Genomic DNA, 24923 nt, shown 5'->3' with positions numbered 1-24923 from the left:
TCGTTACGACACGCAGGTCGATGCGGCTTCCGAGCACAGGCCTCCTTTCGGAATCATGCAGAAGCCGAAGCACTGGCGCATAATGTAGCTCTGGCGCTGCGGCTCCTCCCGTTTCCAAAATTCAGGGTCCTGGTACAATTCGGCGAGAACCCGCTTGGCAGCTTCGCAAGCGGCAGTCTCATCGCCAAGCATCGATAAGCATATCGTATATGTAATGGATTCACAGCTTCGCAAAGCTGCTACTTTCTGTCCAAATTTCAACATTTTCCCCTTCGCTCCTTCATCTTGCACGTAAGCTAACCCTAATTATAGCGTTGCTTCGACAGGAAAAAGTTACGAAAAGGTTAAATTCGAAACGTTCAAATCATCGGCGCGTATGAAAGATATGAAATCCGTCCGATTTGTGTTACTCTTGTACATTAGATTCCCATACTCACGAAACTATAGGAGAATAGGAAGCGTGTTTCTAAAATGGCTTATGACTTATTGCTGTCCATTATCGAGCAGGTCGGCTATGTAGCCCTGTTCCTCGTGCTCTGTCTCGGTCTAATCGGCTTGCCCATTCCGAACGAAGCCGTCGTCATGACAGGCGGCGCATTATCCGCTGCCGGCGCACTGTCACCGGCTCCCGCTTACTTGATGACCTTCCTGGGCATATGCTCTGCCATGACGTTCGGGTACAGCATCGGCCGATTCTCGGGCGCCAAGCTGTCCAACTGGTTTCGCCGAAAGAAAAACATCTCCAAGTTTCTCGACAAATCGGAAGAGCTCAGCGAGAAATACGGCGGCTATGCGCTTAGCATCAGTTTATGCTTTCCGTTCTTGCGCCATGTAACCCCTTACGTGATGGGACTTAACCGAATGAGATTTATGCGCTTTATGCTGTTTGCGTATCCTTCGGCATTTGTATGGTCAATGATTTACTTCATCCTCGGCGCTTTTGTCGGGGACAAAGTACAAGATCTCTCCAACGAAATCTCATCCTATGGCACATGGATTCTGATCCTCTTGTGTGTCGTCGCAGCTGGTTATATCACATATCGCTACATCAAGAGCAAGAATAAAAAGAAATTTATCGATCATTCCGCATAACGGCATTATGCCGAACGAAGAAGCCCACGTCACGAGGACGATCCTCTCGGACATGGGCTTTCATCATTATTGCGCCAGCTTGTCCTTCGCTGCCTGAACCAGCTGATCGAATAATTCGTCATTCTCCTCCAGCTCGTCCTCCACCTGTTCCAGTTGCTCTTCTTTCCCCGATTTGTTCAAAAAGAAAAGTCCGTAGCCCCACTCCGTGCCGCGCTTGCTATGCAATGTAATCTCATAATCATGCGTATGCCCTTCAACACTAAAGTGTACTTTTCCGACGTAGCCGTCTCCCTTTGAATAGGTCATCGCCGCATCCATGATGTTTACCGTGATCATTCTTTGGTCATCCTTTCCGTTCTTGCTGTACAAGACGCATCTCGTCCATATCGTTAGTAGGATAGCATAGCCTACCACTAGGCGCAACCGGATTCATGATCAGGTACAATCCAGGTGAACGCCTATGTCCATCCCTGCATACATTACAGTACGATAGCCGGTACTCCGGTTACGTTGCATCTGGGAGGATGATCGCGTATGGCTATTCAGTTAGCTGCGGTTCACTGGGTTTATCTCGTCTTTGTAGTGGCGATCATAGGCTTTATGATCATGCGCAGAGACACCACGCTTGTCTGTATCGCAGGCATTCTGGGTATTGGCATTCTGGCCACCGCTTCGATTGAAGGTTCCGTCAGTGGAATATTCAACAGCTTTATCTATGCCATTAAGGAATTAATCAGTACGATTCTCATTATATCCATTATTGTTGCCATGAGCCGGATTCTGATTCGAACGGGCATTAATGAAGTCATGATTGCGCCATTCGCCAAATTCATGAGAACGCCTTCATTGGCCTTCTGGGGAATCGGCCTCATCATGATGGTGACCTCGCTTTTCTTCTGGCCGTCACCTGCTGTCGCGCTGATCGGAGCCGTCCTGCTTCCCGTTGCGCTCCGCGTAGGCCTGCCCGCGCTTGGAGCAGCCGTAGCCATGAACCTGTTCGGACACGGAATTGCGCTATCCGGCGATTATATTATTCAAGGAGCGCCTAATCTTACTGCCGCTGCTGCAGGCATACCCGTTAACGAGGTCATGCAAGCCAGCATCCCTCTAGTCATTGTGATGGGAGCGGTCACAACGGTCACAGCCTTCTGGCTGATGAAGCGCGATATGCGGACAGGACGATGGAATGACGGGTTGATTGAGCCGGTGAATGACACGGGGAGCCATACGGCAGAGCGGGACGAAGCGGAAAACGATGTGCTGTCTCTTGCTGCCAAGCGGATATTGGCCATCATCATTCCGATTCTCTATGCGCTGAACGTAGCGGCTATGTTCGCCTTCAACCTGCAAGGAGGGGACGCTACCGCGCTGATCGGCGGCACCTCAATCCTGATCATGCTAGTCATCACGATGATGGCGCATCGGGGAAAAGGATTGGAGAAAGCGACAGGGTATCTGATTGACGGCTTTCTGTTCGGCTTCCGTGTGTTCGGGCCTGTCATTCCGATCGCCGCTTTCTTCTACCTGGGCGATGCCGGCTTCTTCGCGATGTTCGGCGAGAAGCTGCCTGAGGCTTCGAATGGTATCGTGAACGACCTGGGCGTTGCACTGGCGCATGAAGTGCCGGTCAACGGCGTTGTCGGCTCCGTCACATTAGCAGTTGTAGGCGCAGTCACAGGGCTTGATGGTTCGGGCTTCTCCGGCATCTCGCTTGCCGGCTCCATCGCACAGCTGTTCGGCCATGCGATCGGCTCTGGCATCGCTACGCTAACGGCGCTTGGTCAAGTTGCTGCAATCTGGGTTGGCGGCGGCACGATTGTGCCGTGGGCGCTCATTCCCGCTGCTGCGATCTGTGGAGTAAGCCCCTTTGAGCTGGCCAGACGCAACCTGAAGCCAGTCGTCATCGGCCTGGTCGTCACGACCATTGTAGCTATGTTTCTGATTTAATGATCTATCGAACCTGCGCACATGCTGACGGCAGCACTGGCCTTACATGCTCGTCGGCCTTCTCTTCTTGCGTTGACGCATGATGATGATGACCACAAGAAGAATAGCGGCAACACCTACCCACACCGCCCACCATAAAGAGCTCGCCGTTCCAACATGTTGTCCCGCCCCAGGCTGCGGCGGCACACTGCCTATGCCGAGCTCAGCCAAGTCCGTCCCAGCCGCGCTGTGGAGAGCGGTTCGGCTGCATAAGCTGACTTCCAATGAATCTCCCGAATTTCGAGCATAGACGATATACCTGGACCCTTCCTGAAATTCATAGCCGCAGCTTGCCCCGGACTGGGCAGAGGTGACAGCAATCGTCGGCGACACTTTTCCTTTCCATATCTCATGCACCTCGAACGTCCATGTTACAAGATCAGCTGATGACTTGGAGAACAAGCGCACGGGTTCTTTTTTGCCCTTCACCGTACCGTCGAACACCACATCGTTGTTCTGCTTCGCTTCGCTGACGCTGCCCGGAAACGCACAGCTGCATGCGCTTGCCCCCTCGGGGCCGATAGCGAAGCTCCCGAGCAGTACCGCAACCACGATACTTATCCATACCAACTTTCCAGTTTTCATCCGTGTACCCTCCTCTTTCTCTATCCATCACGGTTTATTAGAGAGACGTTCGAACGACGGAAAAAGTTACAAAAAAATGTATATCAGCCTCATCGCACCAAGACAAAAAACGGCCCGATGCGACAAATTTGCCGCGTCGGGCCGTTTATTTTCAACGGCGCATGCCGGAGTGAAGCGATTTTAGCACTGCCTTCGCAACACCGGATTGCGCTTAAAAAGGGTTTAGACTGAACCTTGCTTCGTTTCTTCTACAGTCACAGCTTTGCCAGGCCAGAAAGCGTGTTTGCCCAAGATTGCCGTGATGGCCGGAACAAGAAACGGTCTTACGATAAACGTATCCATTAATACGCCAATCGCTGTTATAAGGCCGAATTGGACGAGTACCTGAATCGGCAAGGTAGCAAGTACAGCGAAAGTTGCTGCTAGAATCAAGCCTGCAGATGTAATGACACTGCCTGTCTCGCTTACGCCCTCCCGGATCGCTTGCAGCAGCGGCATCGTTTTTCGCTTCTGCCAGATGCTGGAGATCATAAAGATGTTGTAGTCCTCGCCAAGCGCAATGAGGAATACGAAGGCATAAAGCGGGATCGCGCCCTGTATCGCGTCGAAGCCCATGAAATGATGAAGAATGAGCCAGCCGAGTCCGAGTGCTGCTACATACGACAGCAATACGGTTCCAATCAGATAGATCGTCGCGGTAACAGATCTTAGATACAGCAGCAGCAGAACAGCGATAAGCCCGATTACAACCGGCATAATGACACGATTGTCCCGATCCGTCAGCACCTTGGTGTCATATTGCTCAGCCGTCTGGCCGCCGATCCATAGCTTTTCTTGCGCATCAGCAGCCCCCGCATCGGTCAATGCCTGCTCCGCAGCATCTCTAATATGCGGAATCGCGTCCATCGCGGCTTGTGAATACGGATTGACATTCAATACCACACTGTATGACGAGTATGCGGCATCAACCTCGCTCACCGTTGGTTCAGAGACATGATCGACCTCTTTCACAGCGCTCAGCTTGCCTGCAAGATCGGCTGCTTCGCCATTCTGCACTACGACGGTCACCGGCGCAAGCTCGCCAGGCGCATAGTTATTCTGAATGACTGTGAAGCCTTCACGCGACGGCATATCTTCCGGGAAGGAAGAAAGCAGATCGTACGTATATTTGATGCCGGTCGAGCTGGTAGCTAATACGCCAAGCACCGCAATACAGGCAATCGTTACGGTCCATGGCCTGCTTACAACTAGCTTGCCGACCCTGTCGCTAATCGTTTTGCGCTTTGCTTTGGCCTCATAAGGCTTCCCTTTCTTCGCCGCCCGCTCCTTCTCCATCTCCTCCGTACGCGGGATGAACGGATAGAAGGACTTCCTGCCAATGACCGACATCAGCGCAGGGATTAGCGTCAGGCTGGCAATCATCATAATCAGGATGGCAAGGCTGAACGGCACCGCAAAGCGGTCATAGGCACCATACTTGGCGAGCAGCAGTGCGAACAAGGAAAGCACGACAGTGAAGCCGCTCATCGCAATCGCGCCGGAGGCTCCCTTGAACGCACGCACCAGTGCAATGGAGCGGCTGCTCTCCTTCGTCAGCTCCTGCCTGAAGCGTGTAATGAAGAATAAGCAATAGTCGGTACCTGCACCGAACAGCAGTACGGTCATAATCGCAATCGCTTGCGAATCTACCGTAATCCACCCCTCGCCTGCCATCCAGCCAAGCAGCGGGCTTGTGACCGCGTAAGCGAATCCGACTCCAACAAGCGGAATAAAGGCCAACACTGGCGAACGGTAGATCAAGAGCAGCAGCACCAGAACTAGAAGCACTGTCGCCGCCATTAAGACAAAGTCAGCATTTTGGAACAGCTCCGTAGCGTCGATCGAGATGCCGACCGGGCCGCTAATGCGAGCGCTAAGGTCAGATGCTCCCTCGATCGGAACTGCGAACGGATCGGAGCCGACAGCTTCCGTCGCCATCACTTTGATCTTCTCCATATTTTCCTTCAGTAGCTCCGTCTCGGTCGCCTCAGCGAAAGCGACTGGCTGCACAAGCGTCGACCCATCCTCCGAAGCGAATTGCTGCAGAGCCGGCATCGGCATTAAGTGCAACGGAACAAGCTCTCCTTGCGCTTCAAGCGGATTCTCAGCCAGCTCTTTGGTCAATGCTTGAATCGCCGCATAATCCGCATCGGCAAGCCCGCCTTCGCGATGCCATACAATAAGTGCGGGAACGCCCGCCCCGCTCGGGAAATATTGCTTAATCATCTCGTCCGCAAGGACAGACGGGCTATCCGCCTGCAGATTGGGCGCATTGTTCTTCTCCTGATCCCCGACGGGAGGCAAGGCGATGGTTAAGATAGCCGCTAGAGCGACCCAGATCGAGATCGTCACCCACCTGGCGTACTTTCCCGCAAAAAATGATGCCAACTTGTTGAACATTCTCTACTCCTCCGTTTCGTTCCTTCCAACTTAACGTTATAATAAAAGTGTTGCGATGAATTAATTATATATACCCGAAGGTTAATTAATCAACCTATAGATTTGAATTTTTTTTGAATGGAGGATACGCATTTGCAACCCACACCGCCCAAGCGCAGACCAGGCCGTCCAAAAGCGACCGGCATCCCGCCAACGATGGGACAAATTTTGCGTACAGCTTCGCAGCTGTTCATGGAACAGGGATTTGAGAAAGTATCGCTTGAGAGCGTAGCGCAAGCCTGCGGCGTTACGAAAGCCAGCGTCTATTATTATTTCAGCAACAAAGCTGTGCTCTTCACGGAATGCCTTCTCTTCGTGCTGAAGATCGCCCATGACCAAACTGCTAAGATCGTGAATGGTCCCGGTACCCTTAAGGAGAGGCTGCTGGAGGTCGCTAGCCGTCATATGCGCAATGCCCATATCGATTTCGAGTCGATGATGAGAGAAGCATCCCTTGGACTTGCCGATGAGCAAGTCATCCGCATTCGCGATGGTGAACAAGCGCTTCACAAGCTGCTCTCAAGCGTTTTTCAGCGCGCGATGGACGAAGGTGAAATCGTCAGGAACGATCCCATGCTGCTCTCTCATGTTTTCACCGCAATGATGACTGTACGCAACCGCAAGGAGATTGTGAACGATTTGCAAACTGTGGAACAAACCTCCTCCGAAATCGTAGAATTGCTATGGGAGGGTCTTGCCCCGCGGCGAGAACCAAGCCCCTGAGATGACGAACCGGAGGTACAACATGTTGAAAACCGCAATTGGCAGACTACGGGTGATCGGAATATTGGAGGGGTTATCCTTCCTGATCCTGCTCTTCATAGCTATGCCGCTCAAGTATTGGGCCGATTCGCCTGGGATGGTTGCAATTGTCGGCAGTTTGCACGGTCTTTTGTTTGTTCTTTATATTTTGGCTGTTATTCACGTTACGCTTAAGCATCGCTGGTCATTCTGGAAGTTTGCGGCCGCTTGTGCCGCTTCTGTATTGCCGTTTGGCCCATTCGTTGTAGACCGCAAGCTGCTGCGTGATTAGAACCGCAAAATAATGAAGGCATCCGCATACGTCCCTAAGGGGCAGCTGCGGATGTCTTTCGTTTCATTGCCCTTCCGGGACCATAAGAGCAAGAATGAGGACGAAGCGCACCCCTTTGCCCTGATAAGATGATATCGTAATAAGACAAGACAGGAGACACAGGAGGCCAAGCAATGACCCCGTTATCCTTTGAAGAAATGTGGTCGCGCATTATTGCATGCGACAGCAGCTATGACGGATTGTTTTATACCGCTGTGAAAACAACCAAGATCTATTGCCGTCCGTCATGCCGTTCCCGTAAACCGAAGAAAGTCAATGTAGCGTTCTACCGTCATATGGACGACGCGGAGAAGGCCGGTTACCGTGCTTGCAAGAGATGCCGACCGGAGAGCCAGCATTCGCCGAATGTCGGCGTTGTCCGCCAGGTGAAAGAATTTCTGATCGGGCATCATAAGCAAAAGCTGGAGCTGCGGGATATCGCCAGTCATGTCGGTCTGAGCGCCTTTCATTTGGAGCGGTTGTTCAAGCAGGAGACTGCCGTTACACCACGTGTTTTTCTGGAAAAAATCCGGATAGACCGGGCCGCTCATCTGCTTTTGCACACCGAAATGTCGAATCTGGATATTTGCTATGAGACCGGATTTCATAGTCCCTCCAGCTTCTATAAGGCGTTCCGGCAGGTCAAGGGAAGCTCGCCTGCCGAATACCGGAAGACGAGACAGTCGCCACAGGAGGAACGGACACAATGACAATGTATAAGCTGGATATGGATACCCCTATTGGGGTGCTGGAGATTGTCGGGACTGACACGGAGGTGGTCTCGATTCTTTTTCCCGATCGGGATGCGCTGGTCTATCTATGCCATTCCGATACGCCGGTTGCGCTGCAGCAATGCGCCAAGCAAATGGAGGAGTATTTTAACGGCCAACGGTGGGCCTTCTCCTTTCCCTATCGCCATGAAGGCACGGCCTTTCAATCGCAAGTATGGAACGCGTTGAAGGGTGTTCCATTTGCCAAGACCGGCACCTATCAAAGCCTGGCCGATGCGATCGGGAATGTGAAGGCTGTCCGCGCCGTCGGCAGCGCGAACGGCAGGAACAAGCTGAGCATTGTCATTCCTTGCCATCGCATCATTGGCTCGAACGGCACGCTTACGGGCTATGCCGGCGGCTTGTGGCGCAAGGAATGGCTGCTGCGTCACGAGCAGAATGTCGCGCAAAGGCGGGCCTGTCAAGACAGAGACGAGCACAGCTGACGCCGTTAGGCTATAAACAGCAGAAAGCCCGGATACACGCTGCATGAGTGTGAATCCGGGCTTTCTGTCGTTTACAGACGAATTAGAGAATGATGAAGAAAAATAATGCCGCAAGCGCGAAACGGTAATACGCAAAATAGCTCAGGCGAAGCTTCTTCATCATATTGATGAAGGTAACGACTGCAATCATCCCCACTACGAAAGCGGAGATTAACCCGATAAGGAACAGAGGCATGTCCCCCATTGTCAGAAACTCACGGCTGCCGATCAGGTCGACTGCACTCGCGCCAGCCATAATCGGCACAGATACGATGAACGTAAACTCTGCCGCCGCTTTCTGGCTTGTACCGACCAGCATACCCCCGGAGATCGTCGATCCGGATCTGGAGAAGCCCGGCCAAAGCGATAATATCTGGAAGCAGCCGATGAGGAACGCTTGCTTGTACGTAATATCGTCAAGCTCCTCCGCGACAATCTTCCGCTTCGACCTGTCAGCGACAATCATCAATATCCCGCCTAATACGAGACCAACCAACACGGTTTTCGGACTGAACAAATGATCTTTGATGACGCTATGCAGCAAGACTGCCAGCACGGATGCCGGCAGCATGGCTAATGCAACGTGCATCGCATTTAGTCCGCTGCCCTTCTTCAAATTGAAATTGAGCAGCTTGACGAACCTTTGTCTGTACAGAACAAGCACTGCCAGCACGGCGCCGAGCTGAATGACAACCTCGAACGTCTTGGCCCGGTCACCCTTGAAGTTCAGCAGCTCCCCTGCCAGAATCAAGTGTCCCGTTGACGATACGGGCAGGAATTCCGTCAAGCCTTCCACAATGCCCATAATAATCGCTTTAATAATGTCTTCCATCTTGCTCACTCTCCCCAATCATTAACCACGGCAGTCGGCCTCTCCATAAGCTTATGCATGTCCATACTGGCTCATTTCACTTTCGGCCGAATCGGTATAAATTTCAATCTTCCGGATGCGATGCTCGTCGCGTTCCTTAATGACGAAGATCGCGTTGTCGTAGCTCCATCTCTGACCTTCCGGCAGATCGGGCTTCTGCATATAGAGCCAGCCTCCGATCGTGTCCGCTTCGTCGCTGTGAAGCTGAAGCCCCACCGCTTCATTCACTTCGCCGAGGAGCGCTTTTCCGTCTACCAGATAATGCTCTTGCTCCAGTCTCTCAATCTCCAGCTCTTCATCCTCGTCAAATTCGTCACGGATGTCACCTACGATCTCCTCGATCATGTCTTCAATCGTAATGAGTCCGGACGTTCCGCCATATTCGTCGAGAAGGATGGCCAGGTGAGTCCGCTCTAGCTGCATCATGCGCAGCAGCTGATTGACCGGCATCGCGTCCGGCACGGTGAGCGGCGGTTGAATGATTTTTTTCAACTCTGTTGCGTCGCTGTTGTTAAAGTCGTGTAGAAATAGATTTTTGGTGTTGAGAATGCCGATGATATTGTCCTTGTCCCCTTTGGCGACGGGGAATCTCGTATACTGCTCCTTCTTGATGATGTCAATGTTCTCTTCTTTGCTGTTCTCGATATACAGACATACCATGTCGGTCCTTGGCACCATGATTTCACGCGCGAGCCGTTCGTCAAAATCGAATATACGTTTCACATAGCCGTATTCGTGTTTGTTGATCTTCCCGCTCTCATAGCTGTCCGACAGAATCATGCGTATCTCTTCTTCGGAATGGGCATCGTGCTCGCTCGCCGGATGAAAGCCCAGCAGCCGCACTAGCTTGTTCGCGGAGCCGTTCAGCAGCCAGATGAACGGGTACATCGCTTTATAGAACAGAATGATATAGGGAGTCGTGAATTGGCTCACCTTCTCTGATCTTATAATAGCGACCGTCTTCGGCGCAAGCTCCCCCAGCACCACATGAAAGTAGGTCACCAGCATAAAGGCTATGATAAAGGAGAGAGCGGTCGCAAGCTGGCCTTGAATGCCCGCCCAATCGAACAAAGGATGAATCAACTTCTCGATCGTCGGTTCGCCCAGCCAGCCGAGTCCCAGCGCCGTAATGGTGATGCCAAGCTGGCAGGCGGACAGGTAGCCGTCCAAATGTGTCGTTACTTGCTGGATCGCTTTGGCGTTTTTGATGCCCTCGTCTACCATTTGCTGCACACGGCTCGCTCTCATCCGTATAATCGCAAATTCCGTCGCAACAAAAAATGCCGTAAACAGGAGCAGCAGCGCAAAAAGAATAAGATTAAGAGCCATGGAGTGTCTCCCTTCAGGTGGCATAGATAGGCGAAGAAGCCTGCACGGCTTCTCCACTTATACAGCCTTGCCCGTATTGGAAACCCTCATACTCCATGGCAGTGTCTAGCGTTATCGTCTTGCGTTACCAAGGCGGAGAATCATCTTCTCCATCGCTCGTCCGGTAGCCGCCGCTATCGATGTCAGCGGCGTCCTCGTCCGCCGGCCGGCTCGTCCCGATAATCGGCAGCACCTCCGACAGTTCGCGCGGCAGCAGCAGCTCGACAGGAGACATGCCCTTCTCGAACTGGAAGCCGTCGCCTTCAATGACGACTACATACTTTCCGTTATGCTTGGCGAAGTGAATGCTGTCACCGAAGTCCGACAGCAGCCCTTTCACCGTCACTCCGCCCAGCTTGAAGGAAAACGGCAAATCCGGCTTTTGCTCCACGAGCGCCGCTGAAGCATGCTCTACCTGCTCCTGCGACCACCATTCCTGCAGGTCGCGCTTCTCGCTCGCAGCCCATACCTCTACCGCGTTCACTTCCTCGCTTCGCTCCGTGCTCGTCTCATCCTGCCACTTGTCGGCAATATATTGATGCACCATCTCCACGACCTGTTCGCCAATCACTTCAGGCAGCGGCTTCTCGTAGGAAACGTATTTCAAGAAATCCTCGAAGTACCTGGCATGGGATGCCTGATGAATCTTCAGCTCCCAATGATCAAGCGAACCTTCTTCATGCATATGAGGATATTGAATCGACTTGATGCTGCGTGCGCTGATCGCCATATCCACCTGCGCGATGAGACTACGCTCATCCGAGATACGGGCAATCTTCGGCTCAAAATCGCATTTCAGCAAAAAGAGAAACGGCTCATTGAAATACGTATTTAGCGTGGACAGCGCAATGATGAATGCGCCGCCGCGCACTGCGCTTGTATCCATATAGATGCGGACCAGTTCGTCAGTTATGCCGAGGAATCGATCCTTCGAATCCGCGTCTCTCAGTCGCTGGAACAGATTATAGTTCTGGTTGCTGCCAAGCTCATAGCCCGGCTCGACCATAAAGCGGCCGATCTTCGTCGGGGCGTTCGCCGTATTGGGATTGCGCTCTACTTTCCGTTTTACAATCCGGATAAATTCGTCATCCAGGAAACTTTTAAGCTCACTCTGCTCATAATCGTCGCCATCCAGCGTCTGATAATGCTTAAAGCGCCTGCCCGACGAGGCCGTCGATTGCTCGCCATCGGTATGAATAACAAAAAAAGATAAATAATGCATGCGAAAATCCACGTCTATCATTCCTCCACGATTGCTGGTGTCATTGTTATAGATTAGCACATTCGAACGCGTGGAGGATACTCGATTATTAGAAACGAGGTCCGTCTTGAATGCGGCTACCGATTGGGTCAGCTAGCTTGCCATATCCGCATTCGCCTTCCTCTGGAACCGCCAGTCCGCGATCCGTAATCGTATCCGCCAATATGCGGATAAAGTAAGGATCGCAGCCGTATCTGACCGCTTCACAGTAACATTGAATCAGATCATCATTCGGGAGCTTCGATTGGTGAATGGTGTATCGCGAGTCCATAACCATGTCTCTCTTCCTAATTATTTGGAAACCACCGCCATAATTCGACATTTCTGTATTCATTATAGAGGTTGAGACTGAAAGAACGCTGAAATCCACCGCAAGCAACCGAGATCGGACGTGCACGCGCATATGCAAGAAAGACCCGGCCAGCGGCCAGGTCCTCACGTTATGTATGCATATACTTTTCCGGGTTAACGGCTACTTGCCGAAGGGTAAAGGAAGGCGGATCGCCTAAATCTTCTTGGAATAAGCGGGATATTTTATCATAATGCGCTTCAGCAGCCAGAGGATCATGCTCCAGCAGATGCGCGGCAATAATTCGGGCCTGATATTCTTCGTGATACGGATTAGAGGCAACCATCTGATACAGATACGGCAGCGCATCAGCATAATGTCCGCCGCTCAGCTCATATCGGATAACAGCTTCCAGCATGACATGAAAATCAGATTCAGCCTTCAGCTTCGCTGCGGCTGCCCATTCCCAATCATGCTCCTTCAGAAATCCCTCGTGATACAGCTGCACGGCTTCCCGCGCGTGACGTATATGTTGATCCGTTCGATAAGTTCCGCATAAATCGGCAAATTGGGTCCATTCATCACGAAGAGGCGGAGCTTTAAGTCGGTAGCTGCCGCCTTCACCTTTATCTTGCTCTACGATGTCGAATAATCCATGCTGTTCCAAATCCTTGCGAAGCTGATAGACGGTGGAGTGAAGATTGACCTGCGCTCGTTCGACATCTTTGCCGGACCATAATGCTTCTATGATTTTGCTTTTGCTGACCGGGGAACCCCGGTTAATAAAGAGAAGCGCCAACAATTCTCTCGATTTTGAGTTGCGAAATTTGACAAGAACGCCATGTTCCGTCTCGACCCTGAACCAGCCGAAACATTTAATAACCGCTTTCATCGTTCTGCTTGGCATGGTAAGCGCCTGACGGGCTACGAACCGGTTCAGGGCTCTCCCCATGCTTTCTTTGGTGACCGGCTTCATAATATAATCCAGCGCTTCAACATCGAAGGCTTGATGGGCGTATTGCTGAAAGGCGGTGATGTATACGATCTGCACCTTTGGCTGAATGGCGTAGATCCGCCGGCCAAGCTCCAATCCATGCATGACGGCCATCTCCATATCCAGCAGCACCAGATCGAACTTCCCGCCTTCTGCTTCCATAAGCAGCATCGCCGGATCCGTATGTATGCCTTCAATGGAGACGTTGTCATAACCGGAGAGCACTTTGCAAATGCGCTTTAAAGCCGGAGCCTCGTCATCTACAATTCCTACCCTGATCTTCATTTCTTCACCTCAACAACCCCCTGCCGCATCCAATCCGAATATTCGATCTAATAGGCGTGCCGAGCATCCCGGAATGCTCCCACGATGCGATTTTGCGCTTTGCACACCTCCTCGGCCCTTCATACGGGCAGTCGCAATTATCGCGTCAGATCCGTCCCGAGACTGCTTGCATCGCAGGAGTGGACATACGTTTTCACAAAGATGGAATACATGAGCGGCTTAGCGGTTGTGAAGTCGCTGATGTCTACCCAATAATACCCCGGCTCATAGGCGTCTCTGACGGATATCGGCTGTCTCTTGCCGGACTTCAGCATGGTAACGACCAGCGGCAGCTCCACGTCTTGCACGCTGGCCTCACGAATCAAGTGAAGAATACACTCGCCAAGCTCATCCGTTAACGTCTTGCCGAACGGAGGCATTACGACCTGGCCGCCGCTTCCGATTGAGCGATTGAATCTAAGTTGGTCTACAACAAGGCCGGCCAGCAAAAGCATGAATCTTGCAATTTTATAGCTTTCCTCATCTTCTGTGCCAACCGCTATTTTCGGGACGTGATCCGATAATCTTGCTCCATAATGCTGCATCTGATTACCCCTTTAAACGTAATGCATGCGCTCTACTGCCCATTTTGACGGCATTCGCCATAGTTCGACAGCACTATTTTCATTATAAGGCGTTTGGCTGAAAGCAAACTGAAAAGGAAGCCGGCATCTTCTTTTCACGACCAGTCCGTTCCCTGCTCCGGGATGCGAATCTCGACCCTGGTCCCTTTCCCAAGCTCGCTCCATATGTTCAAGCCTTGCCCATAGATGAGCAGCAGCCTTTGGTGAATATTCATTAAGGCCATTCCGCTTAACCTCGCATCCGATCGCAGCAAAGTCTGTGCCCGTTCGAGCGCCATACCTGCTCCGTTATCTTCGACGATAATTATCAGGTATCCATTATCGGCTCTGGCCGTCAGCTTAACTTTTCCCCCTTCCTGTTTTTGAGTCACACCATGCTTAACCGCATTCTCTATGATGGGCTGAATAATTAATGGTGGTACGGTAATATCCAATGAATCGTCGATATCATATTCAATTTGCAGACGATGACCGAATCGGGCCTTTTCGATGTACAAATAAGATTTCACCAGCTCGATTTCTTCACTGAGGCCAATGAACTTGCTCGTATCCTTCATCTGGAAGCTGTTTCGCAAGTAGGAACTGAGCTTCAGCAGCAGGTCATGCGCCTTCTGCGGCTCCTCCAGCGTGAGCGACAGCGCGGTGTTCAGCGTATTGTACAAAAAATGAGGCTTGATCTCAGCCTGCAGCATAGCGATATTGGAGGTTGCGGCTGACTCTGCGAGCTGCTTCATCTCTAGAAACATATCGATCCGTGCGTGAAGCTCATGGGCATGGAACGGCTTCAGCAGAAAATCATTGACACCTGCCCGAAAGCTCTCCTGCATATCCGTCACACCTTCTTTGAAGCTCATCATGATCGGCAGCTCCGCATGGCTGTATCTGGATCGAATTCGGCGAACCAGCTCGATGCCGGACATCCCCGGAACCGATCCGTTCAGCAGCATCACATCCAGCTTGCGGAATTGATCGATATACACGAGCGCCTCCGAACCGTTCATCACCGATGCGACATGATAGCGCTCGTCCGTCAGTGTATCATGAATCATTCGCAGCGAGCAGCAGTCTTCGGCCACGACGAGAATATGCAGCGTAGTCCCGCTTCCCTGATCCGTCCTCACTGCCGCAAGCTCCGGCGCTGCGCTGTTGGAGCTCCCTTCTGCTGCTTCGGGAACTTCCTTCTCCTGATTGGAATGATCCGGGGAGCGGATGCGCGCGGGCAAGCGCGGTTCCAGAAACCGCCTGGAGAAGTCGGTTGTCTCCATAAAAATTAATAAAAAAATGACATAATACAGGATCGGCTTATTGAACAACATAGTCACATTGCGGCTCAGCAAATAATCATGGAAGAGCGCCAGCACACATAGCACCAATCCCATAAGCCGGGCAATGGACCCTTCCCTGCCGCGCCTGATGGCATGCATGAGCATATACAGCACATAACCGCCTATCACGAACACATAGAAATAAAACGCTAACCGAATCGCCGGGTACAAGTGAAGCGGCACTACGATCAAAGTCAGGTTGAACAGAATACCCGTCCATGCCAGCATTTTCATAACAGACTTATTGAATTCATTCGGGAATAACTGATGGACAAACAGGATCGTAATCGCAATGCCTCCATACAGCGAGAGAGAATCCAAAAAGGTCAGCCAGTTCACCGACAAGCCGGGAACAAGCTGCAAGATAAACATATGTTCAATAACTAGCATACGGATCCCAGCCAGAATACACAGGATACTATAGTATAACGCAGCAGGTACGAAGCCGTACATGATCCAGGAATAGAAATAATACAGTGAGATAATGATGGCTGAACCGAGAAAAAACATCGTTCCTGCCAGCTCTTGGTCTCTGAGCATCCGCATATGCTCCGCGCTGCCGAGTTCGAGCGCCTCCACCATGCCTCCGTCCCGTTCCGTATAGTTGGAGATGTGGACAATCAGATCAAGTGCAGTGGATTGCGGCTTGAAGAAGACCGTTTGGGGCAGATAGGCTGCGATGGCGTTCTCTTCCCCATCGGAAACCTTGCCGCCTTCTGCTATCGTCCTTCCGTTTGCCATCACTTTGTATGCGGTTGGCAGAACCGGTATTTTCAAAGCCAGCACATCAGCTGAGGACTGCAGCTCTACTTTTAGCCGAAAAGTCGCATATCCTTTATGATGGGGCCTAAGCCCATTCAGATTGTAATGACTCCAAGGTTGCGGCACGCGTACGATCGTACCCGCATGGAGTTCAGGTTCGCGTGATTGAAGCTCTCCGCTGGTCAATAGCTCGTCCCAATAGAACGACCACTCTCCCGCGAGCGATACTCTTCCATCCTTCTGCAGGCTCCAATTCTCCAACTGCAATACGCCTTCAGCCGGAACTGGCGAAGACTCCTTCAAGCTGCCCTTCATCGCAGAGGCCGCGATCAATAACACAACGGCGAGCAGGATCACCAAAAAATAAGTGCTGCTAGCAATCGATCGTTTCTGTTGAACTACCATTCTCTAGGAATCTCTCACTCTCGGCTGACAATCTCAACATATTTCCTATATTATACTGAAACGGAAAGGGACGCGCGAATGAGCAAGCAACAGTCGGCTTATGGCAAGGTTCATCGCAAAAACGCCGAGAATGGACCATTTCGGCTAAGGCAATTCATCTATTGTAGGATGGCATGAATTTCTATTGGCTCTATGCAGGTCAGTATGCCCGTTCACGAAATGAATCGCAACGGGCAACACGCCTGAACCTGGCATCATGGATGCTGGATTGTATCTATCATCTACCTTCTAAGAACGATGCTTGTCGCCCGGCAATAAGCGAAGACTTGTTCCCGCGATACAGCAGCTTCAGCTTATGCAGAGCTCTCGTGCAGCCGACATAAAGCAGCTTCGCGTCCATCTCGTCGTAACTGTCACTGCCTGCATCCGCAATTAGCACAGCGTCGAACTCCAGACCTTTGGACAGATAGACAGGCACGACTGTCAGACCGCCGCCGTAAGTAGGCTGCTTGCTCTGCACAAGTGAAGCCTTCAGACCTTGATCCGCCAAATAATTATAAATTTCCTCGCATTCGCGCTCTGTTCTGCCAATGACGGATATGGTGTCATATTCCCCTTTGTTACGCCATTCCGATACGGTCGCATATAGCTCAGACAGCCATTCCTTATCTGGTACGGCTTGTGTCTCCACGGGATCGCCGCTCCGGAATACAGGCACAGCTGGCTTCACGCCTCCGGTCATGCCGCTCAGAATTATGTTGGCGAAATCAATAATTTCCATTGTAGAACGATAACTTCGATTGAGCTCGAAGAATCCGGTATCCTCCCCGGAGAACAAATCCATCAGCTCGCTCCAGCTCTGAATGCCGGCATAGCCGTGAATCCCCTGTTGCAGATCGCCTAGAATCGTCATGGAGGTCGTGCGTTGACAAAGCCGCAGCGTCTCCAGCTGGAACGGCGAATAATCCTGCGCTTCGTCAATGACGATATGATCGAATAACGACACCTTCAGCCCATACAATCTAAGCTGGATATAAGCAAGCGGCGCCAGGTCCTCCGCTGCTGCCACACCTGCTCCAATACGCTCCGCTGTCGCTTTTGCGATGGGCTTCGGCACTTGAGGCAGCGCGTTTTTGCCTTTGAACAACGAGGCGTATAGCTTGACAGCGGTGAAGGACGGGATACGCTTCACATAGGCGTTCAGCTTGGCTAGTGCAGCCGACCGTTTCTTCTTGTCAGCCACACCGCGATGCTTCAGCTCCGACTCCAGCCAGCGCTTGATTCGGCTCGCAAGACGGTCTCGCTTCACCATGATCGTCTCTTCCCCATAATCCGTGTCATACCACTCCCGCATCGTCTCCGGCGTCAGCAGAAAGCCGTCCAGCGGGCTGAACTCGCTCGTCGGCACGATACTGGCCTGCAGTTCGGCGAGCCGCTCGTCGATCGCCTGCTTGAACGTCAGGCTCCCTTTCCAGCGGCCGGATGCCTGCTCCAGCTCCTCGTTTGTCCGATGCTCCTCGAACCAGTAAGCCATCGTCTCTGAAGGATCAGCCAGCTTAATGTCATGCTCAAGCAATTCCACAGCCCAATCGCTGAACGTCGTCTGACCGATATCGCCGACACCCAGCTCTGGCAAGACACCGGAAATATAATCAAGAAACATTCGGTTTGGCGCGAAGATCATCATTCGCTCCGCCCGAATTCTGCCTTCGTATTGGTAGAGCAAGAATGCGAGCCGATGCAGCGCCACAGTCGTTTTGCCGCTGCCCGCAACCCCCTGGATAAACTGCGCCTTGCCGCGCTCTGCCCGGATAATACGGTCCTGCTCGCCTTGAATCGTGGAGACGATATCCCGCAGCTTATTGTCCTTGTTCTCGCCCAGCCGGTACAACAGGAATTCATCCGATACTGCGCCCTCCTCCTGCCCCCGGACGTAGCTGTCCACCAAGCGGACGATTTCTCCGCTGCGAATCATGAAGTTTCGCTTCAGATGGACATAACCCGTCACTTCGCCGTCAGGCGATTCGTAAGCGGCAGGATCGTCGCCTCCTGTGAAGGAATAGAACATGCTTGCGGCAGGCGCGCGCCAGTCAATGACCAGCAGCTCGTTACCGCCGTTTTTGGCTACGCCTGCTTTGCCAATATAGAGCGCCTGGACATGCTCCGGCACCGCCGGCTTCCGACCGTCCTGAGAAAGCTCCTGAAAGTCCATCCGGCCAAAATACGGCTCTTTCCTTGCAATCTCCAGACGCCGTTTCCGTTCCTCACGCTGCAGGTCGAGCATTTGCTCGGTAAAGTCATCCCCGGTATACCGGGGGCCAATGCCCCCAATTTGTTCCTCTATGTCTCTAAGAGCGCCGTCGAGCCTCTCTTGTTCCAATTGCTGTGCTGATTTCTCCGACATTTCCCTTTCCCTCCTAACCGTAAATAGCCGAGCCCGTAAGGAGACCCAGCTTAAATGAATGATACGCAAACATTATATTAGGCAGCGACTCCCCTTATCCAGAAGCCGGTAACCAACAGCAGCACAAGAATATGTACCGCAACCAGATAAGGAATTCCTACAGTAAAAGAATGATGCTTCGTCTTGTGGCGCCACAGCTTCATGCCGTACCAGGTGCCCACCGCACCGCCAATAGCTGCCACAAAAAACAACCGGCGTTCCGGAATGCGCCTTGCTCTTCTTTGTGCCCGGCGCTTATCCATTCCCATCTGCACAAATCCGTACAGACTAAGCAGAATCCAATATCCGAATACGATTGGTAGCCAATTCATTGCGGCTGCACTCCTTCCTGGCTCTATGTTGTGGACGGTCTTGGTTTTGCCCGTTTTGTCGCGACCGCCTCATAGGGATCTTCCGGCCAATAATGCTTGGGATATCGTCCCTTTAAATCCTTTTTCACCTCGAAATACGCGTGCTCCCAGAAGCTGGCCAAATCTTTGGTCACTTGCACAGGACGCTGAGACGGGGACAGCAAATGCAGCGTTACAGGCAGTCTGCCGTTCACCAGTCTCGGTGTTTCCCTCCAGCCGAACAGCTCCTGCAGCCTTACGGCAAGCACGGGGGAACCCGGATCACTGTAATCAACCGGAATCCGTGAGCCGCTAGGCACCGCAATATGAGTGGGAACCTGCTCATCCAGCTGACGCGCCTGATTCCAGGTCATCCGGTCGCCGATCAGTTGCGCCATCGGCAGCTTGCTAAGGTCGGCAAGGCTTTTCATGCCATAAATATGCGGCTTAAGCCAAAGCTCCATCGTATCGAGCAATGCCTCCTCAGACACGTCGGGCCACTGCGGATCGCCGCTCAGGCTCATCAGCCGCATGCGGCCAAGCAGACTAATGGCATTCTTGCTCATAGGCAGCGCTGAGATGCCCTTCAACCTAATGCCTCGCAAGAGCGTATCCGCTACTGCCTCCGGGTCCGGTCCTTCAAGCGGAACCTCGCTAAGTACGATCGCCCCCAGCCTGATACGCCTCCTTGCGCGAACGGACTGCGTCCCGGCATCCCAATCCACCGCTTCCTCTTTCGCCAGAAGCGCAGACAAGCCCGCTTCAAGCTCGGTTTGGCTGATGTCTGCAGCGAGGCGAATCCGCCCTTCCGCACCGGCATCGTCCAGCTCGCAGATGACGAGGTAAGGCGATCGCGACAGCGGCTGCAGCTCCGGCAGAACCGCCCCTCGGCCGTTAGCCATCACATATCGGCCATCCGGTCTTCGCTGAGCTACCCGGTCCGGGTAGGCGCTGGCAAGCAGCGAGCCGTCCGACCATGTCTCGGACCGCTTCTGCGGATGGAGCGAAGCGGCAGCATCTGCTCGCCGCTCCTCCATTCTTCGCTTCCACTGCTGGGCCTGTGTCTTGATCCGATGAGCCGCTGGCAGGGTGCCGCCTGCTCTGTGCAGCGCATCCACGCGAAGAGCCATATCCACATTGCGCTCAGTCCCTAGCAAATCCCGCTCGCTCAGCAGCGCCGCCAGATCGCAAGCCCGCTCCAGCGCAGCAGGCCGATCTTCCGCCGCAAGCAGCATCGCGCCGAGTCGGGGATGCATGCCCAGCTTGGCGATTCGCTGTCCTGCCGGTGTCGGCTTGCCGTGATCGTCCATCGCATTCAAGCTCTGGAGCAGCGATACTGCGCCTTCATACGCAGCTTGGGGCGGCGGAGTCAGCCATTGTAGCTCTACTGGATCAGGCGTACCCCATACAGCCAGCTCCAGCGCCAGCGCTGACAAATCCGCGTCCAGCATCTCTGGCTTGGTCTGAGGCAGCAAGTGATTCTGCTCTTGCTCGGTCCACATTCGGTAGCAATGCCCCGGCGCCAGGCGGCCGGCGCGTCCTCGCCGCTGATCAGCGGAAGCTTGCGATACCTGCACCGTCTCCAGACGGCTTAAGCCCGTGCGCGGAGAGAACCTCGGCACTCTCGACAAGCCGCTGTCGATCACAATTCTGACACCTTCCACAGTAAGGCTGGACTCTGCGATCGATGTTGCGAGCACGATCTTGCGTTCATTCGGCGCGCAGGGCGTAATCGCAGAAGCTTGCTCCTCTAGTGAGAGGCTGCCATGCAGCTCTGCGAGACGAACGCCGGGAGGCAGCCCTTGCCCCCGCAGCCAGTTCCCCGTTTTGCGAATTTCGGCCGCTCCAGGAAGGAACACCAGCACGTCTCCCTCTGCTTCCCGCATGGCTTGTCCGATTGCTTGTCCAATTGCCTGCTCCAGGGGGGCGGTTGACCTCGCTGGCGCATAATGTGTTTCCACAGGGTAGCTTCGTCCCTTGCTGCGGATGACCGCAGCGTCTCCCAGCAAAGCGGCTACCGGCTCGGATTCCAGCGTCGCTGACATCACGAGCAGCCGAAGCTCCTCGCGCAGCAGCGATTGTGCCTGCAGGCACAAGGCAAGCCCCAAGTCGCCATGAAGATGGCGCTCATGGAATTCATCGAATATGACCGCGCCGACTTCATCAAGTGACGGGTCTTCCTGCAGCATCCGCGTCAGAACGCCTTCCGTTACGACCTCAATTATGGTACGCAGCCCGATCTTGGAATCCAGTCGAACGCGGTAGCCGACTGTCTCCCCGACCTTCTCCCCCAGCATTTGAGCCATAAATTGAGCTGCCGAACGTGCGGCTAACCGCCGCGGCTCCAGCATCACTATTTTCTTCCCGCCCAGCCATGATTGTCCCAGCAATGCGAGCGGCACTCTTGTTGTCTTGCCGGCGCCGGGTTCGGCTACAAGAACCGCGCCGTTCCCGTTCTGCAGCGCAAGCAGCAATTGGGGCAGCACCTCATCGATGGGCAAATGTGTCATCGTCCCGATTCCTCCAACCTTCCAGCTAGTTCCTTGATGAACCTATTTTATGATCCGCAGCATTTGCAGAACGGGACGAGTATCCCCGGCAAGCTTCATCTCCTTGCTCAGCAATTGAGATGAACCATCACCGTCCAAGAAGATGCCGTCCACAAGCCGTCCAGCGCCGATCGTGCCGAGAATCGCCGTTCTGAATTCATGCAACGTGCCGCCTGTCTCGCTCACAATGAGGTACAGCATGCCTGCGTCATCGTATACGGCAGCGGAGCGCAGACGCTGCTCATCCGGGAACGGCGCGTTCTCTGCCACCGTCTGACTCACCCAGCCGGCGTCATCCCCCAGGCTCATGCTGATGCCGCCCTGCGCCCAGAATCGGGTATGATCCTTGACCTTTACTTCAGAAGCCGTTGATACCACTTGTACGGAGAGCGAATCGGCGGCGCCGTCCCAGACCAGCGTCCCTCTCGCATACTTCATATTTTCTCCGCCGCTTCCGTACGCATTGACCGCTCCATTGACAGAACGGCCGTTGACGATCCCCATGCTGATCAAAGTGTCGCCGTAGAAGAAACCGCCATTGATGCCAACCTTGTTTGTCAGCGTCACATTCTCGCGTACCACATCAAGCGTGACAAATGCAGGCTTCGTCACGAGCGCATGGAGCTTCATACCGTTCGCAGCTTCGGCGTATTCATAACGGTATTGGGTAATGGCTTCCAGCGGCGCATCGGCTCCCGGCGATCTGTTACTTAGAGAGCTGTACAAGATCATGAATAGAATACCGGCAAATAGCAAAATGCCTCCGATAATGCCGATTACCAATGTCATTTGCTTTTTGGTCAGCCGTTCTGCTTGCCCTTGGCCTGCGCCGGAATTCGTACTCATGTCCTGACATCCTCTCCCCATCGTCCGAATCTATTAAGCATTATATTTTACCGCTTTCACAGGCGGTTTGTCTACTTTATAGCGTCTATTCCCCCTGTTTCCCCTCACAAAAACAAACATCGCTGCTCCTAAGGGAAGCAACGATGCTTGCGAACGCTTATTGAGCCCGATCGTCAAGCGGATAGAAGATCAGGTTGATCGGGAACGCCGATCCGGCCGGAGGACTGAACTCAATGTCCAGACTCGCTTCCTTGCCCGTTGTTTTATGCAAAATAATCATGCCGTCGAATGCGGTCAGTACGCCCGATGCGGGCACCTTGACCAACTCTCCGTTTATTTTGAACGGCCCTTTGAACGGACCGCCTTTGGCCAGAATCATAATCGCCATCTTCCGCGGCTTGTCGGAGTGAATCTTGTACACGGTGCCGTAGTTGCCGTTTAGTAAAGCTTCTGTTCCGCGCTGAGGATCATAGCCCTTCTGGAAGGCATCCGTCTTGCCGTCGCCGATCACCAGCTTCATCGGCTTCTTGAACGTATTCGCCGTCAGGTCGAGTCCCCAATCGAAGCCCGCAATCTGGAATGTGCCGCGAATATGCCCGGTGAACGGCAGCTTCGGCATATCCAGAATCGCATTCGATACTTTGTCCGCAGCGGCGAAAGTAAACTGCACTTCGCCGTCAGTCTCCACATCGTACATTAGATTGACGCCCGATCCGGGGTAGAAGTCCGGGAATTGCTTGTAGACGAAGGTGCTGCCCGCCGGAATGGTCATCGTCTCTTCCACCGTATCATCCATCAGATAATCGACCATAGCTTCGCTGCCAATCAGATGCGCATAGATGGACGGATACACCTCGCCTTTATTCGTGGTGCGTATCGTGACCGGCTTATCGGACTTGTTGGTAGCCATAATTGCGAAGCTCACTGTCTTGTCCGTGCCGTTCAGATGGTCGGCATACAATCTGCCCTTGCCGTTAATGCTGTCCTGATACAGGATGCCAAGCTCGCGGAACGTTTCCGGGCTGTCGCTCATGAGCAGCGTACGCGATTTGTCCTCCGTCACCTTTTTCGGAACATCCGGCAAGTTGAAGTAATTGTTGTACAGCGTACTCCAGTTGGTAGTGATATAACTGCCAGCCGGCTTGGTATAGATCGGATATTCCGCTTCGCTCAGATACACCTCGTTCGTTACCTCAACATTGCGCGTGAACGGCTTGCTCTTATGCCCCATCTTGTCCGTTGCAACAAGCGTGACGGGATAAGTTCCGGCTTTGAAGAACACGTCTTCCTTGCCTGTCCACTCCAGCTTCACCCCTTCTGCATCGGGATCATAGCTGAGATTCACATATTTGATCGGCTCGCCGATGCGGTAAGTCTGCTTGCCCAGCGCGAACTTTGCGATAGGCGCAGAATTGTTCAATTCAGGGTTATAATTGCCCTCCGGCTTATTCACGTGGATGACATCAATGCGGCGAAGCTCTTCATTGTACGTATATGTAGCGCCCATATAATCCGACAGCCAGGTGAGCTTGATCATCAGCCTGCCATTCAGCAGCATCGCCACATCGTCGAAGGGATAGGCGAGTCCGTTCACCCAAGCTTGCTTGTTCACGGTATCCAGCAAGATCTCATGCGTTGGCGTAACCATGAGCACGGTGCGGGTCTTCTCTTGCCACTCCACCTTCATGCCGAAGGCGTCGCCGAGAAACTTGGCTGGCACATAGCTTCTGCCCTTGCGCGCGACCGCCGGCGAATCCAGCGTCACTTGTTGTCCGTTGAGGAAGGCTTCCTTGTTGTCCAGATAGAACACAACGTAAGTCGTTCCTGAAGTAATCGGCGTCTCTCCGGCAGACGCATGGCTGATCGGTGCGGTCATTAACATGGCGGAGAGAATTAATGCAGCCGCTTTAACTTTTTTGCTCCTTCTAGGTTGCAGCATTCAGTCACAACTCCTCAATCTAGTAAAATAGGATAGCTTGCCGGTCTGCGCCAGGCTCAAGCCCACACCTATAGACGCTCAACAATTGGAAAAGTTGCAACATAATTTCACACTATTCATGTAATCCTTGGCATTTCCCAAGTTA

The 24923-nt window shown here is 53.0% G+C and carries 22 protein-coding genes; 6 read left to right on the top strand and 16 right to left on the bottom strand.

Annotated elements, in window-relative coordinates; translation table 11 throughout:
• Positions 1 to 3: 3 nt before the first annotated feature.
• Complete coding sequence (locus AC0YNW_RS04775) at positions 4 to 264, bottom strand: hypothetical protein (RefSeq protein ID WP_475830939.1); 261 nt, start codon at positions 262 to 264, stop codon at positions 4 to 6.
• Between the two features lie 207 nt (positions 265 to 471).
• Here AC0YNW_RS04775 and AC0YNW_RS04770 point away from each other — a divergent pair, with 207 nt between their 5' ends.
• Positions 472 to 1092, top strand: coding sequence for a DedA family protein (locus AC0YNW_RS04770; RefSeq protein WP_475830938.1), 621 nt, complete (start codon positions 472 to 474; stop codon positions 1090 to 1092).
• Positions 1093 to 1158: 66 nt separating this feature from the next.
• Here the strand turns inward: AC0YNW_RS04770 and AC0YNW_RS04765 are convergent, their stop codons facing one another.
• On the bottom strand, positions 1159 to 1428 hold the full coding sequence (locus AC0YNW_RS04765) for a hypothetical protein (protein ID WP_387474989.1): 270 nt from the start codon (positions 1426 to 1428) through the stop codon (positions 1159 to 1161).
• A 198-nt stretch (positions 1429 to 1626) separates the two neighbouring features.
• Here AC0YNW_RS04765 and AC0YNW_RS04760 point away from each other — a divergent pair, with 198 nt between their 5' ends.
• Positions 1627 to 3039, top strand: coding sequence for a hypothetical protein (locus AC0YNW_RS04760; protein ID WP_475830937.1), 1413 nt, complete (start codon positions 1627 to 1629; stop codon positions 3037 to 3039).
• A 42-nt stretch (positions 3040 to 3081) separates the two neighbouring features.
• Here AC0YNW_RS04760 and AC0YNW_RS04755 read toward each other — a convergent pair whose 3' ends face one another.
• Together AC0YNW_RS04755 and AC0YNW_RS04750 are read right to left on the bottom strand one after the other, a co-directional pair.
• On the bottom strand, positions 3082 to 3663 hold the full coding sequence (locus AC0YNW_RS04755) for a hypothetical protein (RefSeq protein WP_475830936.1): 582 nt from the start codon (positions 3661 to 3663) through the stop codon (positions 3082 to 3084).
• Between the two features lie 222 nt (positions 3664 to 3885).
• Complete coding sequence (locus AC0YNW_RS04750) at positions 3886 to 6102, bottom strand: MMPL family transporter (protein WP_475830935.1); 2217 nt, start codon at positions 6100 to 6102, stop codon at positions 3886 to 3888.
• Positions 6103 to 6234: 132 nt separating this feature from the next.
• Between AC0YNW_RS04750 and AC0YNW_RS04745 the strand changes: the two genes are divergently transcribed.
• The 4 genes from AC0YNW_RS04745 to AC0YNW_RS04730 all read left to right on the top strand — a co-directional run bounded on the left by AC0YNW_RS04745 (position 6235) and on the right by AC0YNW_RS04730 (position 8429).
• Positions 6235 to 6864 carry a TetR/AcrR family transcriptional regulator gene (locus AC0YNW_RS04745; protein ID WP_475830934.1) on the top strand — a complete coding sequence of 210 codons (630 nt, stop codon included), beginning with the start codon at positions 6235 to 6237 and terminating at the stop codon, positions 6862 to 6864.
• Positions 6865 to 6886: 22 nt separating this feature from the next.
• Entirely contained in the window at positions 6887 to 7174 is a 288-nt protein-coding gene (locus AC0YNW_RS04740; RefSeq protein WP_119801443.1) for a DUF3817 domain-containing protein, read from the top strand.
• Positions 7175 to 7347: 173 nt separating this feature from the next.
• Positions 7348 to 7923 (top strand): bifunctional transcriptional activator/DNA repair enzyme AdaA, encoded by a 576-nt coding sequence (locus tag AC0YNW_RS04735; protein WP_475830933.1) that lies wholly within the window; start codon positions 7348 to 7350, stop codon positions 7921 to 7923.
• A complete protein-coding gene (locus AC0YNW_RS04730; RefSeq protein ID WP_475830932.1) occupies positions 7920 to 8429 on the top strand; it encodes a methylated-DNA--[protein]-cysteine S-methyltransferase in 510 nt (169 codons plus the stop codon). Before AC0YNW_RS04735 ends, AC0YNW_RS04730 begins: the two co-directional genes overlap by 4 nt.
• 82 nt (positions 8430 to 8511) lie before the next feature.
• On the opposite strand, the gene AC0YNW_RS04725 is transcribed toward AC0YNW_RS04730, so the two are convergent.
• The 12 genes from AC0YNW_RS04725 to AC0YNW_RS04670 form a co-directional block, all read right to left on the bottom strand.
• Positions 8512 to 9300 (bottom strand): undecaprenyl-diphosphate phosphatase, encoded by a 789-nt coding sequence (locus AC0YNW_RS04725; RefSeq protein ID WP_475830931.1) that lies wholly within the window; start codon positions 9298 to 9300, stop codon positions 8512 to 8514.
• 51 nt (positions 9301 to 9351) lie between these two features.
• Positions 9352 to 10668, bottom strand: coding sequence for a hemolysin family protein (locus AC0YNW_RS04720; protein WP_475830930.1), 1317 nt, complete (start codon positions 10666 to 10668; stop codon positions 9352 to 9354).
• A gap of 124 nt (positions 10669 to 10792) precedes the next feature.
• Positions 10793 to 11941: a DUF3900 domain-containing protein gene (locus AC0YNW_RS04715; RefSeq protein WP_475830929.1), complete on the bottom strand. Its 1149-nt coding sequence runs from the start codon at positions 11939 to 11941 to the stop codon at positions 10793 to 10795.
• Between the two features lie 76 nt (positions 11942 to 12017).
• Complete coding sequence (sda, locus tag AC0YNW_RS04710; RefSeq protein WP_475830928.1) at positions 12018 to 12245, bottom strand: sporulation histidine kinase inhibitor Sda; 228 nt, start codon at positions 12243 to 12245, stop codon at positions 12018 to 12020.
• Positions 12246 to 12408: 163 nt separating this feature from the next.
• Positions 12409 to 13536 (bottom strand): response regulator, encoded by a 1128-nt coding sequence (locus AC0YNW_RS04705; RefSeq protein ID WP_475830927.1) that lies wholly within the window; start codon positions 13534 to 13536, stop codon positions 12409 to 12411.
• Positions 13537 to 13673: 137 nt separating this feature from the next.
• Positions 13674 to 14120: a hypothetical protein gene (locus AC0YNW_RS04700; RefSeq protein ID WP_475830926.1), complete on the bottom strand. Its 447-nt coding sequence runs from the start codon at positions 14118 to 14120 to the stop codon at positions 13674 to 13676.
• Between the two features lie 134 nt (positions 14121 to 14254).
• A complete protein-coding gene (locus tag AC0YNW_RS04695) occupies positions 14255 to 16651 on the bottom strand; it encodes a histidine kinase (RefSeq protein WP_475830925.1) in 2397 nt (798 codons plus the stop codon).
• Positions 16652 to 16928: 277 nt separating this feature from the next.
• The gene (locus AC0YNW_RS04690; RefSeq protein WP_475830924.1) at positions 16929 to 19055 is read right to left on the bottom strand and encodes a HelD family protein; all 2127 of its coding nucleotides are present in this window, start codon (positions 19053 to 19055) and stop codon (positions 16929 to 16931) included.
• A gap of 77 nt (positions 19056 to 19132) precedes the next feature.
• Positions 19133 to 19426, bottom strand: coding sequence for a DUF1294 domain-containing protein (locus AC0YNW_RS04685; protein ID WP_387474960.1), 294 nt, complete (start codon positions 19424 to 19426; stop codon positions 19133 to 19135).
• Between the two features lie 23 nt (positions 19427 to 19449).
• Positions 19450 to 21954 carry an ATP-dependent helicase HrpB gene (gene hrpB / locus AC0YNW_RS04680; RefSeq protein WP_475830923.1) on the bottom strand — a complete coding sequence of 835 codons (2505 nt, stop codon included), beginning with the start codon at positions 21952 to 21954 and terminating at the stop codon, positions 19450 to 19452.
• A gap of 42 nt (positions 21955 to 21996) precedes the next feature.
• The gene (locus tag AC0YNW_RS04675) at positions 21997 to 22839 is read right to left on the bottom strand and encodes a phosphodiester glycosidase family protein (RefSeq protein ID WP_475830922.1); all 843 of its coding nucleotides are present in this window, start codon (positions 22837 to 22839) and stop codon (positions 21997 to 21999) included.
• Between the two features lie 157 nt (positions 22840 to 22996).
• Positions 22997 to 24778, bottom strand: coding sequence for a copper amine oxidase N-terminal domain-containing protein (locus AC0YNW_RS04670; protein WP_475830921.1), 1782 nt, complete (start codon positions 24776 to 24778; stop codon positions 22997 to 22999).
• Positions 24779 to 24923: the final 145 nt, after the last annotated feature.

The organism is Paenibacillus sp. J31R120 (genome assembly GCF_056269225.1).
Note: the sequence above shows the minus strand (reverse complement) of the source record. Positions and strands in the feature narration are given on the sequence as shown.

Coding starts and splice junctions, on each gene's coding strand:
- AC0YNW_RS04690 (WP_475830924.1), bottom strand. CDS start 19,055: ATGTCGGAGAAATCAGCACAGCAATTGGAACAAGAGAGGCTCGACGGC.
- AC0YNW_RS04670 (WP_475830921.1), bottom strand. CDS start 24,778: ATGCTGCAACCTAGAAGGAGCAAAAAAGTTAAAGCGGCTGCATTAATT.
- AC0YNW_RS04705 (WP_475830927.1), bottom strand. CDS start 13,536: ATGAAGATCAGGGTAGGAATTGTAGATGACGAGGCTCCGGCTTTAAAG.
- hrpB (WP_475830923.1), bottom strand. CDS start 21,954: ATGACACATTTGCCCATCGATGAGGTGCTGCCCCAATTGCTGCTTGCG.
- AC0YNW_RS04730 (WP_475830932.1), top strand. CDS start 7,920: ATGACAATGTATAAGCTGGATATGGATACCCCTATTGGGGTGCTGGAG.
- AC0YNW_RS04675 (WP_475830922.1), bottom strand. CDS start 22,839: ATGAGTACGAATTCCGGCGCAGGCCAAGGGCAAGCAGAACGGCTGACC.
- sda (WP_475830928.1), bottom strand. CDS start 12,245: ATGGTTATGGACTCGCGATACACCATTCACCAATCGAAGCTCCCGAAT.
- AC0YNW_RS04760 (WP_475830937.1), top strand. CDS start 1,627: ATGGCTATTCAGTTAGCTGCGGTTCACTGGGTTTATCTCGTCTTTGTA.
- AC0YNW_RS04750 (WP_475830935.1), bottom strand. CDS start 6,102: ATGTTCAACAAGTTGGCATCATTTTTTGCGGGAAAGTACGCCAGGTGG.
- AC0YNW_RS04740 (WP_119801443.1), top strand. CDS start 6,887: ATGTTGAAAACCGCAATTGGCAGACTACGGGTGATCGGAATATTGGAG.
- AC0YNW_RS04700 (WP_475830926.1), bottom strand. CDS start 14,120: ATGCAGCATTATGGAGCAAGATTATCGGATCACGTCCCGAAAATAGCG.
- AC0YNW_RS04695 (WP_475830925.1), bottom strand. CDS start 16,651: ATGGTAGTTCAACAGAAACGATCGATTGCTAGCAGCACTTATTTTTTG.
- AC0YNW_RS04685 (WP_387474960.1), bottom strand. CDS start 19,426: ATGAATTGGCTACCAATCGTATTCGGATATTGGATTCTGCTTAGTCTG.
- AC0YNW_RS04720 (WP_475830930.1), bottom strand. CDS start 10,668: ATGGCTCTTAATCTTATTCTTTTTGCGCTGCTGCTCCTGTTTACGGCA.
- AC0YNW_RS04765 (WP_387474989.1), bottom strand. CDS start 1,428: ATGATCACGGTAAACATCATGGATGCGGCGATGACCTATTCAAAGGGA.
- AC0YNW_RS04775 (WP_475830939.1), bottom strand. CDS start 264: ATGTTGAAATTTGGACAGAAAGTAGCAGCTTTGCGAAGCTGTGAATCC.
- AC0YNW_RS04725 (WP_475830931.1), bottom strand. CDS start 9,300: ATGGAAGACATTATTAAAGCGATTATTATGGGCATTGTGGAAGGCTTG.
- AC0YNW_RS04770 (WP_475830938.1), top strand. CDS start 472: ATGGCTTATGACTTATTGCTGTCCATTATCGAGCAGGTCGGCTATGTA.
- AC0YNW_RS04755 (WP_475830936.1), bottom strand. CDS start 3,663: ATGAAAACTGGAAAGTTGGTATGGATAAGTATCGTGGTTGCGGTACTG.
- AC0YNW_RS04735 (WP_475830933.1), top strand. CDS start 7,348: ATGACCCCGTTATCCTTTGAAGAAATGTGGTCGCGCATTATTGCATGC.